The organism is Paenibacillus sp. CFBP 13594 (genome assembly GCF_014842675.1).
Lineage (GTDB): Bacteria > Bacillota > Bacilli > Paenibacillales > Paenibacillaceae > Paenibacillus > Paenibacillus amylolyticus_B.
In genome coordinates, this window is record NZ_JACYVQ010000007.1 from 167,119 (window position 1) to 185,130 (window position 18,012).

Here is an 18,012-nt window from a genome sequence, read left to right on the forward strand (position 1 = left end):
GATGTAACACTTCATAAAACCTTCGCTCTGGCTGGTTATGGTTATGCCGTCAGGGCAAAGGTCTATTTTGTATGGCTATTTGTTTGTGCAGAGGTACTAAGGAGAATGAATTAACGATGATGAGATGGCTGGATAACTATCCAAAAGAAGTGAGAATATTTTTATTAGCAAGTCTGGTTAACGCAACAGGCAGTGCACTGATGTGGCCGCTGACCACCATGTATGTGTTTGATGAGCTTGGACGGACGATGGCTAACGCGGGTTTTGTGATCCTGATTCAGTCCCTGGGTGGCATCTTCGGACAGTTGCTCGGAGGTTCGTTGTACCACAGAGTAGGCGTAAAGAAGCTGATTATTGGCTCACTGGCGCTTAATGCGTTTGGTTTGTTTGCGTTGCCCTGGATTAGTGCGTATTGGGTCGTATTTATATGTGCGATGGGCTGGATTGGTCTGTTTAGTTCATTGTCGCTGCCAGCGATTCAGGCCTTTATTGGCTTCCGATTTGCGGAGCGACGCGGTGAATTATTCAATGTTATCTATGTGGCGAACAATATCGGGGTAGCGATTGGTACGGCGCTCAGTGGTTTTCTGGCTGACTTTTCCTATCACCTCAGCTTTGTACTGAACGGAGTAACCTCAGCTGGGTTTGCGATTTTCTTCTGGTATTATCTGTCTCGGGTTGAACCGGATCAGGGGGAAGTACATCTGACGAAACGCAAAACCGTTCCCGATGGGCCGGGCGTCTGGGCATTGCTGGGTAATACCCGATTATATCTGTTTATGAGCTTGGGCGTGCTCTTCCTGTTATTCGGCAATTCCATCTGGAACACAGGTGTGTCCCCGTATATCATTTCTGAGGGTATGGAAAAAAGAATGTATGGTCTGCTCTGGACCCTGAACGGGGTGCTGATCTTTGTAGGCCAACCTTTCACCAGTTGGGTGAAACGGACCATGGCCCGTACCTCCACTGCGCAGATGACCGCGAGTGCGGTATTCTATGGCATGGCCTATATCGTCATGATTACCATGTACAGCTATCCGGGCATGGTGCTCGCAATGGTACTCGCCACGTTTGGAGAGATGCTGATCTCCCCTGCAACACCAGCATTTATCTCCGAGCATGCGGGCAGGGCAGCCCCTTTTTACATCGGGATATCGGGTGGAATTGGTGCTGTTGGACGGGTTATCGGACCCTACGCGATGGGGGTTATGTATGACAAACAGGGACTTATTCCTGTAGCGTGGCTGGCAACAGGCACAGCGGCGATTGCGGTACTTGGTTTTGTGCTGCATGCAGTGTTGAACCGTAATCGTGAAGTGAAGGAGTATGGGATGGACGCCTAATAGATATAATCGGGTTGGATAGGATGCGGAAGGAAGAACGCGTTGAAGTGGACGGTAAATCCACTGTAATCTGTCTGCTCATCCGTAAATTACAGTTGACAAAAAAATATATTTATGCTATAATTTACATATAAAAATATTCCGTATATAATAAGATTCTCCTGGCCAGGGGAATCTTATTTTTGTTTGTACGGGAGGAATAAGTATGAAGCAAAATGAATCCAGTATCACATCATTGATTTCGACTTTTGGCCGAGCCTATCACAGCCAACATGACAGACCCCTCATTTTTGACGATTTTATGGCGAGATTGCTGATCTCTCCTCAAGAGTTTTCAGATATCAGCAATAACATGGTTAGAGGCATTCATTTTTTCAACCCGGATATGGCTCACCAGCTCAAGGACGACCCGGAAAAGGTTCTAAAATGGATTACCCAGGTACAGTTATCTCCAATAACTCTGGCTCGGGCCGCTTACTGTGAGCATGTACTTTTGCATGAAGTTGCGTTGGGATTGAAGCAGGTAGTCATTCTTGGCGCCGGGATGGATACGTTTGCTTTGAGGCATCCGGAATTGGAGGACACGCTGGATATCATTGAAGTGGATTATCCGGCTACACAGCAATTCAAGAAGGAGCGGCTGAATCAGGCCGAGCTGACCATTCCCAACAATCTTCACTTTGTACCCATGGATTTTACTCGCGAGCTTTCGAATGACAGCTTGACTCTTGAAGGGTTGAAGAAACGGAAGACGTTGGCTAGCCTCTTGGGTGTTTCGTATTATTTGCCCAAAAATGATCTGTTTAACGTGATTCGTCATGTGTTTGCGAACCTGCCAATCGGAAGCTCTATAGTTCTGGATTATGCAGATGAGCACCTTTTTGAGGAAAAAGGGATGTTTAATCGGGTTGAAAATATGATTAAATTGGCTGCAATGGGTGGTGAGCCGATGCAATCCGGCTACGCATATGTGGAGATGGAGGCCTTGCTTGATGAAGCAGGGCTGCTTATTTATGAGCATCTGACTCCCGAGGCGATTCAGGAACAGTTTTTCCAGGATCGAATCGATCATCTAAGGGCATTTGAAACGATACATTTCATTCACGCAGTAAAAAAATAAACCGATCCGGGCATGTATGGTCACCTATATAGCCCGTATTTGCATAGCAGCGGCAAACACTTCACCCTGTGGCAGGGTGAAGGTTGTTTGGTTTGATCAAAGGACCAACACAAACCATGATTCTGTAGCCAATAACATCACACGTGATACAAATGTTCAGAAATCAGACTTGTTAGGGTGCGATTCCATGTCATTCAACGTCCTCCCCTCTATTTGTGCATAATGCCCATATAATAGAATGGAACTGGTTAAAGGCAGGAGGATGCATACGATGTACAAGGTTTTGTTGGTCGATGATGAATTTATGATTTCGGACGGGATCTCCAGTGTGGTGAACTGGTCCCGATTAGGAACAGAACTGATTGGTATTGCTCAAGATGGATTGGAAGCGCTTGCTTCAATCGAGCAGCAACGCCCGGATATCATCATCTCGGACATCCGCATGCCGGGAATGGATGGATTACAGCTGGTTGAAGCTGTGGCAGAGAAGTATCAGCATATCTCATTCATCATGCTCACGGGTTTTACGGAGTTTGAATATGCGAAGACCGCCATGCAGTATGGGGTGAAGCACTACTTGCTCAAGCCCTGCAGTGAAGAGCATCTTGTACAGGCTATTAGTGAATTGGTCAGTGAGAAGCGAGAGTTGACCGATCAGGAGCGTTTTGTGCAGTCGATCCAATATAATCTGGAGCGTGTACTGCCACATGCCAAGGAATATTTTCTGAAAGAATTGGTGACCAACAGAACCTATGGGGTCAAGGAATGGAAGTATTTCGAGGAATTATTCGATGTACAGTTTCAGGATCAACGTGTGCGGTTGCTGCTGGTAGAGATCGAGGGGGATCATGAGTATTTGCACTTGTTCGCGGTGAAGAACATTGCCGAGGATATTTTTCACAATCCCATCTTAAGTGCCACGGTTGGAAGGCATGTGCTACTAATTATGGAGGACAAGTTGTCTGAAACGCAGTTGTTCCATAATATCGATGAGATTCGCGCCACATTTACCCGATATTATCATGACGATCTCACGATTGCCCTGAGCGAGCCAGGAGATCTTTCGCAGGCACGCCATTTGTACATGCAGACGCTAGTTTATCTCAATTACCGCTTTTACCTCGGTGAGGGCAGTCTCATTATGGAGCGGGATATTTACTCTCCCGGAGAGCGCATTCTTCCTGAGTTCGAATACGATCCGGAGCGGATGGTTACTGCAATCAAGGCGGGACACTGGCAGGAAGTCGGATCAGAGCTGAACCGGATGTTTCAGATACTTGCCAGCTTGCGATACGATATATCCCAAACAAAGTCCTATCTTATTCAGATGTTTATGGAGATGATTCGACTCAGCGGCTCTGCCGAGATGAAAAGGTATATGGACCAGTTGCCAGGCATGATTGAATCCAGCACCCTGCATTCTTTTCAACAGTTTCTGTTTGCCGTTGCCAAGGAAATCACGCTGCGCCGCTACGAACAACATCGCTCGAGACAATCGCAGATGGTAGGTAGTGTGAAACAGCTGGTAGAGAAGCGCTACCAGGACGAGACATTGACACTCCAGTCCATCGCTGGGGAAATATACATGAATCCAGACTACATTGGCAAAATGTTCAAGAAAGAAACTGGTGAGAAATTTACGAACTATGTGTTAAGCTACCGCATTCGCAAAGCGTTGGAGCTTCTGGAGCAGGACGGGAACTGCACGGTATCCTCGCTTGCCGAGCAGACGGGGTTTGGTGCCAACTGGCCGTATTTCAGCAAAATGTTCAAGAAATATACGGGCTTCTCCCCTTCCGAGTATAAAAAAGTACCCTAGACAGCGCTGCTGTCGCTTCTACATAGCTTCCTTTATATCCGATCCACATCCGACTCACATCTGATTTATGATCAGGCCCTGTACGCCATTCAACGGCAGCAGGGTCTTTTTTTGTCGGACGGAACTCGGTTTTGAACATGCTTTTAACGGAAATGAGCATGGGAAGAAAAGGCGCTCGATTCTATCATTAGAAGTGTCATGTGAATGAATGAACATCGAGAGTGGAGGTTGAGTGGATGGAGCTGAATCGAAGCCGGGGGATTGAACCTGGGCGTTTGAAGCCAGCTGGCAAATGGAGTTCGGTGAAAAAGGAACTTGTCCGCAACAGATACGTTTATCTGATGCTCGTTCCTGTGGTAGCCTACTATCTGATTTTCAGCTATGGGCCAATGTACGGGCTACTGATGGCATTTCAGGAATCCTATAACCCGATCAAAGGAATCTTGGCAGGCGAATGGGTCGGATTTGACAACTTCACCATGTTTTTTGAAAGTTATTATTTCTGGCGACTGATTAAGAACACACTGATTTTGAGTTTTTACAGTATTGTGTTTGGTTTCCCGGCTCCGATTCTACTAGCACTGCTGCTGAATGAAGTCCGGAAGAAGTGGTTCAGAGGTGCAGTACAGACCATCAGTTATATGCCGCATTTTATTTCGGTTGTCGTCGTGGTTGGAATGTTGAAAACGTTCTCATCTCTGGACGGTGGGTTATTTAACGTCATTCGTGACTTTTTTGATCTGCAGCCGATTATGTTTTTGGCGGAAAAAGATATGTTCCGTCCGATGTACATCCTGTCCAACATATGGCAGGGCGCAGGCTGGGCCTCGATCATCTTTTTGGCAGCACTAAGTGGTATTGATCCTCAGTTGTATGAAGCTTCCAAAATTGACGGCGCAGGCCGCTGGAGACAGCTGTTACATATTACACTGCCGGGCATCATGCCCACAATTGTGATCATGTTAATTCTGCGTATGGGGGCGGTCATGAACGCGGATTTTCAGAAAATATTACTGATGCAAACGGCACCGACCTATGAGACATCGGATGTCATATCCACCTTTGTTTATCGTTCCGGTATTTTGGAGGGGAACTATACGTATTCAACCGCCATCGGACTATTTAACGGCGTCATTAATTTCGCGCTGCTAATTATCGCAAACGCGATCAGCAGAAAGCTTAACTCAACCAGTCTCTGGTAATCGGAAGGTGAAGCGATGAAACAGTCTATAGGGGAACGACTTTTTGATGTATTTAATACCCTGCTGCTCTTGGTGATCATGGTTTTATGCTTTTACCCGATGCTGTACGTGTTCAATTCTTCAATCAGCGACCCGGACCAGATGCTGCGTTCCCGTTCACTGATGCTCATTCCTGAAGGTTTCCAGCTGGGAGCGTACAAGTCGGTATTTCAGGATACTCGCATCTATACGGGATATATGAACACCTTGTTCTATGTTGTGGTGGGTACAGCCATCAATCTGCTCATGACTTCGCTGGCAGCGTATGGGTTATCACGCAGTGATCTGATGGGCAGAAAAACGTTGATGAAGTTGATTACGTTCACGATGTTTTTCGGCGGGGGCATGATCCCGACTTTTCTGCTGATTCAAAATCTCGGGATGGTGGATACCCGTTTTGCGCTTATTATTCCGGGTGCCATCAGCACATTTTATTTCCTCATTATGAAAACAAACTTTGAAGGCATTCCGATCAGTCTGATCGAATCGGCGAAGCTTGATGGCGCCAATGACTTTCTGATTTTGTTCCGAATCGTACTGCCTTTGTCAAAGCCAATCCTGGCGGTCATGATGCTGTATTATGCGGTTGACCATTGGAATGATTATGTCGGGCCAATGCTCTATCTACGCAGTCAGGAGTTATATCCGATTCAGATTATTATGCGTGATATTCTGATCAGCAGCAGTACGGAGGCCATGGGTGCTGGCGCCGATACCGGCTTTGCCATTGGGGAGAACATCAAATATGCGACCATTATTATCTCCACGCTGCCGATTATGCTGGTATATCCATTCATCCAACGTTATTTTGTTCAGGGCGCTCTAATCGGTGCTGTGAAACAATAAAAAATGTATCCTATGGAGGCGAATTACGTGAAAAAAAGAATGGGGTCCATCCTGTTGTCATCGCTACTTACCATGTCTTTACTGGCGGGCTGTACGGGGGATAATGAACCAGGTAACGCAGAGCCGGCAGAAGGAACAGAACCTGCGGTTCAGGCGTTGACGGAGATACCGTTACCGATTACAAGTGAGCCATTTACCATTGACTACTGGCGCGCCAATGACGCCAAACTGACAGCTTCCTTGAACAATTTTGGCGATATGGCCGCTTACAAGGAGAAGGAGAAGTTGACGGGTATCCAAGTGAAGTTCACACATCCTCCGCTTGGACAACAGCGTGACCAATTCAATCTGTTGATCTCCACAAAGGAGCTGCCGGACGTTATTTATTATAACTGGGCCGATGCGGTTGGCGGACCGGAAAAAGTGATCAAGGACGGCCGGATCATCCGATTAAATGAATTGATCGACAGTTATGCACCGAACTTGAAGCGGATCATTGAATCTGATCCGGATGTGAAGAAGCAGATTGCACTCGACGATGGAACGATCTATATGTTTCCGCTGCTGAAGCTGGATGCATTGAAACTGAATGCCACTTCCGGTTTGATTATGCGCCAGGATTGGCTCGATCAACTGAATCTCAAGGTACCTACCAACATTGATGAGTGGTATACGGTACTCAAGGCATTCAAGGAACAGGACCCCAACGGCAATGGCAAGCCAGATGAACTGCCATTCACCGGCAACTGGGGACCGGGCAACCTAACCAAGCTCCATGATTTTGCGGCGGCCTTTGGTGTCATTGGTGGCTTCCAGTTGAATGGAGACAAGGTGGAGTTCGGACCGATTCAGCCGGGTTACCGTGATTTTCTGGAGACCATGGCCAAGTGGTACAAGGAAGGGCTGATTGATCCCGAGATCATGACCAATGACGGCAAAGCGTTCGACTATAAAGTCACCAGCAATCTGGCAGGCGCATATCAGGGCGGTGTGTTCAGTGGTATGGGAAAATACTTCAATCTGATGAGAGATACCGATCCGAACTTTAACGTAACCGGTGTACCGTGGCCCGTATCTCCGGATGGCACTTCTTATGCTACCTTCAATCTGGAGAATAAGGTCCTAAGTTATGGTGAGGCTATTACGGCTTCTGCAGACGAAGATAAACTGAAATATATTGTGCAGTGGATGGACTACAACTATAGCGAAGAGGGTAGTGATCTGTTCAACTTTGGTATCGAAAATGACAGTTATGTTCGGGACGGAGAAGGTGTGAAATTCACAGATACCATCATTGATAATCCGAACGGTCTGACGTATGATCAGGCACTGGCATCCTATGCCTTATCCATTATGGACGGTCCAATCAATCAGGATAGCCGTTACCTGGATGCCTTATTATTTGACGATGGACAGCGTGCAGCGAATGCGGAATGGATGAAAGCAAGCTCGGCCTTAACACTTCCCCCAATTCGCTTGTCTACAGAAGAGGTAACCACTAGTACGTCCATCATGAGCCAGGTGAATACGTATTTAAATGAGACAATGACAGCCATCATTAGCGGACAGAAACCAATCACCGAATTTGACACGATGACCGAAACAATCAAGAGCATGGACATTGACCGGGCGATTGAGGTTCATCAGGCGGCCTATGACCGATATCAGTCCAAATAAACCGTGAGAAATCGAGCGCTAAAACTTTGGGAAAACCTTCCTGCATGTGATATACCTAGTAGTATCACGTGGTTCAAAGGAGCGCTTTGGTCTTGAAAGCCTACCGCAAACTCAGCATCAAAATGAAAATGTTTCTGATGATCATGGTCATGATGGCGTTTATCATCATCCTGGCGTTTGGTTCCTTGTATTATACGTACTCGGTGTATGACAAACAGCTGTTTGATAAGTCTTCCCGACTTCTGAACCTTTCTTCGTCTACAGTGGATGTTGAACTTCAGAAGTTGGAAGCGTTATCATTGAACATGATCTCCGATACGCAGATTCAAAGAGCCTTGAAGTCGTTGCTGGATGACGATAGCGCATATTCAAGCTTTATTGAACGAAAAAAGATCACGGATCGGCTATGGGAGCATATTAGTGGGGCTGCACGATATGTGCAGTCCGTCCATCTGATTGATTCCAGGGGAAGAGTCAATAAATATGGCGAGACACTAACCGTATCTCAGGAAAAATATGATCGGATGATTGCGGCTGCGGAGCAGGCCAATGGTGCAGTGCGCTGGTTATACCCGGATGACGATGACCCGATGCTGGTTATGGTGCGTCAAGTGCGTGCCTATGAACCGATGACCCTGGAACCGGTAGGTATACTGTTTCTGCATATTAATATCGAGCGACTCGTTGAGGAGTATGCGGGCATGGATAGCCGGGACAGTGATATTATTTTAAAGGCAGGCAGTGAGGTGGTCTATCCTTATCGTCAGCTTCCAGAAGCGGTGTCCGCGGGGCTCAATCCACTTCCAGGCAGTGGGGGATATGAGATCAAAAATCTGGATGGGAGGGAGATATTCCTTTCCCAGAAAAAATCCGCCTATACCGGCTGGGTTTATTATAATATGGCCTCTTATGATGAGATTTTTGAACGTATCATATGGTTGAAAAATAGTCTGATTGTCGTATATCTTATCGCCATTCTGGTTGTCCTCGCCCTTGGTATGGTGTTCGCACGCAGTCTGACAAGGCCGATCAGGCAGCTTATCAGTCAGATGAAGGAGGTTCAGTATGGGGATCTGGAGAATATGGATGCCAATCTGTCCATTCCAACACACCAGCACATGGATGAACTGGGGTTATTACAGCGTACGTATCGAATGATGATTACACATATTAATACATTGATCAAAGAAAATTATGCAAGTCAGCTGGTCATTAAAGAAACGGAGTTTAAGGCGCTTCAGGCGCAGATCAATCCACACTTCCTGTATAATGCGCTGGATTCAATCCATTGGCTTGCCAAAAAGAACAGGCAGGAGCAAATCTCCAGTATGGTGCTGTCACTCGGGTATTTGCTGCGTTCCTCCATCAGCTTCAAACAAAATATCATCACCCTTGCCGAAGAGCTGGAGATCGTCAGCCATTACATCACCATTCAGACCTACCGTTTCCGGTATCGGCTGGATTTCCGCTTGGATGTGCCTGCTCCTTATCTGGAATGTGCCATTCCCAAGTTAACCCTACAGCCATTACTGGAGAATGCCATTCAATACGGATTGGAACCACAGGTTGGATCATGTCTGATTCGAGTGTATGCCGAGATATCAGGTGGCAAGCTGGCCCTGATCGTGGAGGATCACGGTCCCGGCATGGAACCCGAATATGTGGAACAAGTGCTGCGCGGTGAAGTGAAAACCAGAGGAACAGGTATTGGTTTGCTGAATATCAGGGAGCGGGTACGTCTGGCTTTTGGCGAAGAATATGATGTTCTACTGGAGAGCAAGCCAGGGCTTGGAACGAGAGTAACGGTGCTGCTGCCACCCCCATCACCAGGTAAGGAGGATAGGCCGTGAGAAGATTATTGCGAACCATAGGCATGATCTGTCTTCTGCTGACTCTTCCTGGCTGCGTGAGCCAACTGGATCAAAGGCCAGGCATGATCGTTGACGAAGAGCCGATAACGTTGCGCATCGCTTGGTGGGGTGGGGAGTTTCGCAACAATGCAACGATCGCCGTTATCGATCTGTATGAGAAGTTGAACCCACATGTGAACATCGAATACGAATATAGCAGTTTCAACGAATACTGGAGAAAACTTGCCCCTCATGCGGCAGGCAATGCGTTGCCCGACATTATCCAGATGGACATCTCCTATTTGTCCCAGTACAGTTCGTTGCAACTGTTGGAGGATATGACGCCGTACATGCAGAGCGGGCTGATTGACACGACAGATATTGAGAAGGAACAGCTGGAGAGTGGAAGCCTGAATGGCAAAACCTATGGTCTCAGTTTGGGGGTTAACGCCATGCTTAGCATCTATGATCCGGAAGTGTTAAAGGCCAATGATATAGAATTGCCAACGGATACGTGGACATGGGCGGATTTTGACCGGATGGGCGAGCAATTGCTGGGGAAAGGCATCTATCTGGGAACCTATTTCACGCCGGAACAGTTTTTCGCGTATTACTTGAGACAGTATGGTTCTAAGCTATACGCCGAGGATGGCAGAAGGTTGGGTTATGAGGATGATGGGCTGTTTATTGAGTACTTTGGCAGGATGCAGCAGCTCGCAGAGAAGAAGCTTATTTTTGCACCGGATATCTGGACATCAGATATTGGCCAGCCTGATAACGACCCGTTTTATCTGGGAGAGGCTTTGTTTAGCTGGGGGTATTCCAACCAATTTATCAGCACCGCTCAGCGTTATGGCAAACCCTTAACCATCTCCCCAATGCCTGGGCCAAACAGCCAGGATGGATTGTTCTTGAAGCCAGGCATGTTTTTCTCCATGGCGGGTAATTCCAGACATAAGGAGGAGGCTGCCAAGTTTATCAGCTTTTTTGTGAATGATTTGGATGCCAATCTGCTGCTCAAAGGGGAGCGGGGGGTGCCTGTCTCGTCCAGTGTCAAAGAGCGGATGAAGCTGGTGGTAGAACCGGAGCTGGCGCAGGTGTTTGATTATATTGATTGGGTTGCCGAACACAGCAGCCAGATGGACCCGCCTGATCCTGTAGGTGCACCTGAGGTCACTGCGGTGCTGCGTGAGTTGTATGATCTGCTGTTGTTTGGCAAAATTACGCCTGAGCAGGCGGCGGTGGAATTTCGTGAGCGAGCGAATGCCATCTTGGATGGGAAGTTATAAGAATGGACTAGATCATATATGTATTTAATGGGCTTGGGGCTGTTGTCGTTCACAAGCTCAACCTTCATTCTACTCGGGTGAGGGTTTTTGTTATGGAATGGTGTATATTTCCTCTAGTATAATGAAAATGGGTAGTCGTCCTATCTGTAGATTAGATAGATTCTATCCATATATTAATGGATGAGGAGTGTCAGGACATGTCCATACATCAGATAGGTCACAAAGTGTCTTTTGCAGATATACAAACGAAGTTGCCTCAGGAAAGTTGGATGTACACTCAGAATGAAGCCCACAACGGTGAATTTGAAGCCGAGGAAGTATGGTTACATTCTGGTGATCTTCATATCAGCGAACTGTTGTTGGATGAAGGACCTTTTTTGATCTTGGTTGAAGGGAATCTGACAGTGGATCGTTATATTGGAAATACAAGTTCCGACGCGGCCAGTTCAAATCTGGTTGTACTTGGGAATCTCATAACGCCCTATATGATCGTGGGTGGGCAGGAAATATATATTACAGGTAATCTCTATGTGGAGGATATGTTCTGGGGGGATTATAACCATGGAGAATTGACAGTGAGAGGGAATGTAGAAGGTGGATTGCTGGTAAGTACCGAGCAATATACGATTCAGGTTCAAGGACAGCGTAATGTGAAGCGTCAGCTTGCAGAATGGGAGGATCTCGGACCATGGCGGGGCTCTGACATGTTGGCGTTATTGGTTCCTGAATGTGTGATTGATGAAGATACAGATCCGTTTCCTTGGCGAGAAGAAATGTTAAGGAGGCTGCAGCAAGGACAACCTGTAATCAACCGAAAGTACATTCATGCTGATGAATCAGAGCCAGATGTGCCGGATTGGTTCGAAGATCATCGGGTTACCGCTGAGAACATAGAGCGTCTTACTCATCCATCTTTGTTGCCTGTAAGAGAGGAGGATGAGCTACTGAACAGCTATGAATTTTGGTTGGACGAGCAATTTTGCCGAGTATCGGTCTATGGAGATGAGCATACGGAGGGGTATTTCCACAGTCTGTATTTTCAGGATGACCACAATTGTGCATTGTTGCTTAAGTTGGAGCCATCAGATCAAGGTTCCAACTCTCCTGATAAACATATCGTACAATCGGGTAAACCTGTCTGGATGATCTCAGGAGCATATCGTTATCTGCACAATGAGAATTCGGAATGGAACGTATTCTCGGAGAACTCACCTGCTGATATTCAACAGTTAAGCGAGCAAGGATGGAGCACCTTGTTGCAGTCTGTATCGAATTATCAATATGCCCGTTCCTTAATTTCGCACCAACTGATCCATGAGTTATTAGCACTGCCTGTTGTGGAGCCATATGACGATTATTATGATGATGATCGGCACGGACTGTGGATTGGAGAGTTATATTATGCATTTCGACAAGCAGGTCAGATGTCTAATGGTGTTCCCCGGCCAGCCATGCTTCGTATTGGAAGAGAGTATGTGGATGCTCAAGGGGAGACGCAGGTGGAGAAATACTATTATACCCTGCACCAACATGCGGACGGCTCGGAAAGTGTGTTGATTGAATACTCGGCTCAGACGGACGAGGATGAGGAAGAAGAACCGTTGTTGCTTGAACTTCATTATATAGGCGGCTCTCAATTACTACATGCCGTTCAATTGCTCGAACGTGGACGCCAAGTGCTCATTCAAGCAAATGAAGATCTACTGAATGGAGAGCCACCGTACGCTGCTGAATCATTTGCGAAGCGATTCTGGAAATCCAAAGGATATCTGAAATGAACAAAACAACCTTCACCTCGTTTGCAGAGGGAAGGTTGTTTTTATTTCGTATTTGTTTTTTTCGATGGTTGCTATATTAGGGCATGCTACTTAACCAAACTGGGCTTGATGCAGTCGGCTGTACGAGCCTTTACGCGCGAGCAGTTCTTCATGACTTCCTTGTTCGGCTACGCTACCGTTCTCCACCACTACGATGCGATCGGCGTGTCTGATGGTCGCCAATCGATGGGCAATCACCAATGTTGTACGTCCCTGAGCCAGCTCGGATAAGGCTAGTTGAATGGCAGCTTCCGTCTCGGTGTCGAGTGCGGAGGTGGCTTCATCCAGAATGAGGATAGGCGGGTTCTTCAGGATCATTCTGGCGATGGATAGACGTTGCTTCTGTCCGCCAGAGAGTTTCACGCCACGTTCACCGATCATGGTGTCCAGTCCATCTGGCTGGGATTGTACCAGTTCTTCCAGTTGGGCCCGGCGAATGGCTTGCCAGATTTCTTCATCGGAAGCATTTAGCTTGCCGTATGCAATATTTTCACGAATCGTTCCGTCAAACAGGAAAATATCCTGCTGCACAATCCCGATATGGGAGCGCAGTGATTCCAGGGTCATGTCCTTCACCGGAATGCCATCAATGGAGATATGTCCCGCATCCACATCGTAGAAACGTGGGATCAGACTACATAGCGTCGTTTTACCTCCGCCTGAAGGTCCAACCAAAGCAACCGTCTGGCCTGCCTGAATATTAAGGTTGACCTCAGACAGCGTGGGTTTATGTTCTCCATAAGAAAAGGTGACGTTATGGAAGGCAATATCGCCTTTCACATCCGAAATGGGTTTTGCCTGTGGTGTATCTTCTACATCCGGCACGGCCTCAAGCAGCTCCAGATAACGTCTGAAACCGGCGATGCCTTTGGGATACGTCTCAATGACGGAGTTAATCTTCTCGATCGGTCCGAGGAATACATTGGACAGCATTACAAACGCGATGAACTCCCCGTAAGTCATACTTCCTTGAATGACAAACCATGTTCCACATACCAGTACAAACAGGGATACAAATTTCATCAGAATGAAGCTAAGTGAAGAGTTCCAAGCCATAATGCGGTAGGTAATCAGTTTGGTGAGTCTGAAACGTTCGTTGTTCTCAACGAAACGGCCTACTTCATGCTTTTCATTGGCAAAAGCCTGTACCACACGAATGCCGCTCACATTGTTCTCTACCCGTGCATTATAATCGGCGATATCTGCAAACATGCGCTTGAACGCCTTGGACATTTTGCGACTGAAATACAGCGACAGGTAGATCATCAGCGGAACGATGATGAACGTCATCACAGCGAGCTGCCAGTTGATTCCCAGCATAATACCGAAAGCTCCGGCGAGTGTCATGAAGGCAATGAATAAGTCCTCGGGTCCGTGATGCGCGATCTCACCAATATCCATCAGATCGTTGGTCATGCGGGAGACCAGGTGCCCGGTCTTATTATTGTCGAAGAAGTGGAAAGACTGTTTCTGCACACGTGTGAACAGTTCTCTCCGCATATCGGATTCGATGTTAATACCGAGCTTGTGGCCCCAATAAGTGACTGCATAGTGGAAAAAGGAACTGAGCAGGTAGATGCCGAGCAATCCCACACATGCTGCTAAGATCATGGACCAATTGCCAGCCGGAAGCAGTTGATCGACTACCCGGTTAACGGCAAGTGGAAAGGCCAGCTCCAGCAGAGCGGCAGCGATGGCACAGGAGAAGTCTAATATAAAGAGCCTTTTGTAAGGACGATAATAAGACATGAAACGGCGAAGCATATGTAAGTCCTCCTCGATATGACACAAATGCCCGAGCAGGCTTATCAGCCTATCCGGACACCTGTATTCATGCTTATGTTATTTGCGATTTTGCTCGGCACGTTCTACGATCATATCGGCGAATTCTTCAGCCTGACCTTGAATCGCAATCGGGTCAAAGTACCAGTAACGGTCTTCCAGTAATTCGTACACCTGATTGTTTTTCACAGCGGGCAGGGATTGCCAGATGGAGTCGCCTTGGTAATTTTTATTGTTCTCTCCAACGGTTAAGAAGATATGATCCCCTGCATAATCACCAACAACTTCACGCGAGATCTCTTTCCATTGGGTATCACCCATCAGTTCTTTTTTGGTGATTTCGAGTGGGGCAAGTTGCAAAGCACTGTAGACCGCTTGTCCTCCTCGACCAAAATTGTCTCCATATCCATAATAACTCTTGTCGGATACTTCAAGGATGGAGAAGGTTTCCTCCGGTTTGATGACGGTTTTCACCTTAGCACGAGCGGCTTCAATCCGTTCATCGTACGTTTTCAGCCAGGCTTCGGCTGCTTCGGATTTGTTCATCAGCTCTCCGAATCCCCGAATTTCGTCATGTACATTGGTGAATGTACCATAAGGAATCACTACGGTAGGTGCGATCTTTTGATAACTCTCAATTTCGCTGGCCTGGTCGGAGTAGGTAATGATCAGATCCGGGTTCATGGCAATGACCTTCTCCATCGATACCGCTGCCCGATCACCGATACTTTCAATGCCCTCCACCTGATCTGCATAGAACGGGTTTTCCAAATAATATTGAACAGCACCAACAGGTTTCACACCCAGTGCAAGCAGATCACTTACGTACATATCCGTCACGATCCGTTTGGGTTCAGCCGGAATTTCAACATCCCCGCTTAATGACTTGTAGATTCGCGTAGCATTCGAATTGTCCGAACCGGACGATGTGTCTGTTTTCGTCTCGGAAGAGGCTGTTGTCGTTTCGCTTCCCGCTGCCGATGTCTGTTCGGTGGCAGTGGAGCCTGTTCCGCTGCTACAAGCAGCCAGAATCATAATGATGGCGAGCATAAGCAGCAAGCCGGAAGAGCGTTTTTTTGCAGCAAACATATCCTTGTTCCCCCTATATATAATCAATAATGATTATTATTCTCATTAATAACATAGAGGAAGATGTGAGTTTTGTACATGGACAACTATGATCACTATCGCATGGACAATTATGATGTCAGGTGATGCATGATATGCTGCAATTGCTCCATAACGGACAAGGGATCAAATCCGTAGAACATGTCGGCATCAATCTCGTATACACGTCCTTCACGAACGGCGGATAGGGTGCCCCAGGATTCCTGATTCAGCAAGTTATCCAACATTTCTCGTTCGGCAGGTTCCTCAGGAAAGGCGATAAACATGTGATCTGCAGCATACAAGTGAATCTCAGACAATGGAACATGAACGTATCCCGTAAGTAACTGCCCATCCTGCTCCATCCGTGAAGGTGGGGTGAAGCCCAGCGATTGATACAGTACATGAGAAGCTCTGCCCCAGCCATGACCATAGATATAAGCGCCGTCCTCTCCGATCATAAACATACAAACGGCGGACCCGCGTGTCCCTTCCATCCATTGATTCAACGTATGATTGGCTTCCTGCTCAAGTTGATGATAACGATCTAATAACATCTGTGCATTGGACTCAAGCCCGGTAATTCGTCCCAGATGAAGAAGCTGCTCCTGCCAATCGAGTTCCTCAAATGGCATCAGAATGGTCGGTGCAATCAGACGTAGTTCGTCAGAAGCGGGATGCGGTGCATACCCGACAATGACATCGGGCTGAGCGTGTGCAATCAGATCCAGATGATTAATAAGTACATGCTCAGAGTACTGTTTGAATGAGCTAGGTCCAAGCTCTTTCGGCTCCATCCATTCTGCCACGGCACCTAGATGAGGGATATGGCCGAGCGCAAGCAGGGATGCGGTGTAGTTGTAAGTAAGGCTTGCGATTTTTTTTGGTGTTTTTCGGTAAAGTGTTGGTGCACAACCTACCGTTTGTTTGAATTTGCGACTCAGATAGAAGGTGTCTCTGTAACCCGTCACCTGCGCGAGTTCCTGCATGGTGGGGTTCCCGAGCAGTAGATGTTCCTGAGCCATTCGGATCCTTAGCCGGGTAACGTACTCCATGAATGTAAGTCCGGTGTGCTTTTTGAATTCTCTTGAAAAATGCTCCGGGCTTACATTAACCTCCCTCGCTAATTGCTCCCGGGTAAGGGGATGGGCAACCCTCTCATGAATGTGTGCGATCACAAAGTCCAACCATGAATGATCTTCATGAGCTAGGCGCATAGCGTGATCACGTAATGTATCCAACAATTGATAGAACAACGCATGAGGTTTGAATGGGCCTGCCTCTGCGCTTCTGGAACAAGCCAGAATTAATTCAGATGCGATCTCGGCAATCGCACGATTTGTCATGGGCGTGGGAGATCCAAACGGCCAGAGGGGTTCAGCGTTATCGGCTAAAACAAAGTCAAAGATTATGGCAATGCCTTGAACTGGAGAGAGTGAACCGCGTTTGCTTTCATGATGAAGCCAGGTCCCCGCCTGACGCACAGCAGCCGAGCCGGTACTCACCGTTAATGGTCCATGTACACTAATCAGTCTTGCCTGTCCCGAGGTAATGACATAGAGAACGTGCTTGTTGCTCCATAGCTCATCTATATAAGAGAAGGATTCCCGATCGTGGAACCGAATCAGATGACACAGCCTAAACATTGCCGGAGGAATAGAGCGAGTTTCCTGCAAGGGCAAAGACTGGGGTGCGAGATGCTTATGGACATGTTGTTTCGAATTGCTCATAACATAACGGTCTCCTTATGTAAGGTTGGATTAACATTAATTAATATGATGTAAATAATCAATAGATCGTAAGCTCATAAGAGGTTGTATAATCGAACAGAACCAATAATTAATAAAGTAGATTATCAAGTTAAGATTAATGTTGAACCTGCATTGTTTCATCTCAGAGTAATAATGGCATAAAAGCATAGTGGGCGAGCCGGTGCTACTAGAATTCATTGGTGATTCAAGGAGGTTAGAGTACATGAATGCATTTAAAATAATCTTATCAGTCATTTATATTATTACATGTATAACTATTATTTGGTTTAGTAACATGGAATCACCAACTAAATATATCGTTTTAATTGTCCTATTAATTTTATATGTAACGATATCAAAGATATACGAA

12 protein-coding genes are annotated in these 18,012 nt (G+C 46.8%); 9 read left to right on the forward strand and 3 right to left on the reverse strand.

What is annotated here, in order from left to right; all coding sequences use genetic code 11:
• The first annotated feature begins 119 nt into the window (after positions 1-119).
• The 9 genes from IFU39_RS22355 (at position 120) to IFU39_RS22395 (ending at position 12,963) form a co-directional block, all read left to right on the forward strand.
• Positions 120-1,343 carry an MFS transporter gene (locus IFU39_RS22355; RefSeq protein WP_091013265.1) on the forward strand — a complete coding sequence of 408 codons (1,224 nt, stop codon included), beginning with the start codon at positions 120-122 and terminating at the stop codon, positions 1,341-1,343.
• Positions 1,344-1,548: 205 nt separating this feature from the next.
• Positions 1,549-2,463, forward strand: coding sequence for a class I SAM-dependent methyltransferase (locus IFU39_RS22360; RefSeq protein WP_091012826.1), 915 nt, complete (start codon positions 1,549-1,551; stop codon positions 2,461-2,463).
• Between the two features lie 271 nt (positions 2,464-2,734).
• Positions 2,735-4,282 carry a response regulator gene (locus IFU39_RS22365; RefSeq protein WP_192134906.1) on the forward strand — a complete coding sequence of 516 codons (1,548 nt, stop codon included), beginning with the start codon at positions 2,735-2,737 and terminating at the stop codon, positions 4,280-4,282.
• A 341-nt stretch (positions 4,283-4,623) separates the two neighbouring features.
• On the forward strand, positions 4,624-5,484 hold the full coding sequence (locus IFU39_RS22370; protein ID WP_235193717.1) for an ABC transporter permease: 861 nt from the start codon (positions 4,624-4,626) through the stop codon (positions 5,482-5,484).
• A 15-nt stretch (positions 5,485-5,499) separates the two neighbouring features.
• On the forward strand, positions 5,500-6,369 hold the full coding sequence (locus tag IFU39_RS22375) for a carbohydrate ABC transporter permease (RefSeq protein WP_192134907.1): 870 nt from the start codon (positions 5,500-5,502) through the stop codon (positions 6,367-6,369).
• 27 nt (positions 6,370-6,396) lie between these two features.
• A complete protein-coding gene (locus tag IFU39_RS22380; protein WP_192134908.1) occupies positions 6,397-8,046 on the forward strand; it encodes an extracellular solute-binding protein in 1,650 nt (549 codons plus the stop codon).
• 92 nt (positions 8,047-8,138) lie between these two features.
• Positions 8,139-9,896 (forward strand): sensor histidine kinase, encoded by a 1,758-nt coding sequence (locus IFU39_RS22385; RefSeq protein WP_192134909.1) that lies wholly within the window; start codon positions 8,139-8,141, stop codon positions 9,894-9,896.
• Positions 9,893-11,185, forward strand: coding sequence for an ABC transporter substrate-binding protein (locus tag IFU39_RS22390; RefSeq protein ID WP_192134910.1), 1,293 nt, complete (start codon positions 9,893-9,895; stop codon positions 11,183-11,185). The genes IFU39_RS22385 and IFU39_RS22390 overlap by 4 nt, the downstream gene beginning before the upstream one ends.
• A 197-nt stretch (positions 11,186-11,382) precedes the next feature.
• Complete coding sequence (locus tag IFU39_RS22395) at positions 11,383-12,963, forward strand: hypothetical protein (protein WP_192134911.1); 1,581 nt, start codon at positions 11,383-11,385, stop codon at positions 12,961-12,963.
• A gap of 90 nt (positions 12,964-13,053) precedes the next feature.
• Here the strand turns inward: IFU39_RS22395 and IFU39_RS22400 are convergent, their stop codons facing one another.
• The 3 genes from IFU39_RS22400 to IFU39_RS22410 form a co-directional block, all read right to left on the reverse strand.
• Positions 13,054-14,766, reverse strand: coding sequence for an ABC transporter ATP-binding protein (locus IFU39_RS22400; protein ID WP_192134913.1), 1,713 nt, complete (start codon positions 14,764-14,766; stop codon positions 13,054-13,056).
• A gap of 78 nt (positions 14,767-14,844) precedes the next feature.
• On the reverse strand, positions 14,845-15,873 hold the full coding sequence (locus IFU39_RS22405) for an ABC transporter substrate-binding protein (RefSeq protein WP_091012840.1): 1,029 nt from the start codon (positions 15,871-15,873) through the stop codon (positions 14,845-14,847).
• A gap of 110 nt (positions 15,874-15,983) precedes the next feature.
• The gene (locus IFU39_RS22410; protein ID WP_192134915.1) at positions 15,984-17,621 is read right to left on the reverse strand and encodes an ABC transporter substrate-binding protein; all 1,638 of its coding nucleotides are present in this window, start codon (positions 17,619-17,621) and stop codon (positions 15,984-15,986) included.
• Between the last annotated feature and the right edge of the window lie 391 nt (positions 17,622-18,012).

Excerpts from the sequence above, each read along its gene's own strand:
- IFU39_RS22355 (WP_091013265.1), top strand. The coding sequence starts at position 120 with ATGAGATGGCTGGATAACTATCCAAAAGAAGTGAGAATATTTTTATTA.
- IFU39_RS22360 (WP_091012826.1), top strand. The coding sequence starts at position 1,549 with ATGAAGCAAAATGAATCCAGTATCACATCATTGATTTCGACTTTTGGC.
- IFU39_RS22365 (WP_192134906.1), top strand. The coding sequence starts at position 2,735 with ATGTACAAGGTTTTGTTGGTCGATGATGAATTTATGATTTCGGACGGG.
- IFU39_RS22370 (WP_235193717.1), top strand. The coding sequence starts at position 4,624 with ATGCTCGTTCCTGTGGTAGCCTACTATCTGATTTTCAGCTATGGGCCA.
- IFU39_RS22375 (WP_192134907.1), top strand. The coding sequence starts at position 5,500 with ATGAAACAGTCTATAGGGGAACGACTTTTTGATGTATTTAATACCCTG.
- IFU39_RS22395 (WP_192134911.1), top strand. The coding sequence starts at position 11,383 with ATGTCCATACATCAGATAGGTCACAAAGTGTCTTTTGCAGATATACAA.
- IFU39_RS22400 (WP_192134913.1), bottom strand. The coding sequence starts at position 14,766 with ATGCTTCGCCGTTTCATGTCTTATTATCGTCCTTACAAAAGGCTCTTT.
- IFU39_RS22405 (WP_091012840.1), bottom strand. The coding sequence starts at position 15,873 with ATGTTTGCTGCAAAAAAACGCTCTTCCGGCTTGCTGCTTATGCTCGCC.
- IFU39_RS22410 (WP_192134915.1), bottom strand. The coding sequence starts at position 17,621 with ATGAGCAATTCGAAACAACATGTCCATAAGCATCTCGCACCCCAGTCT.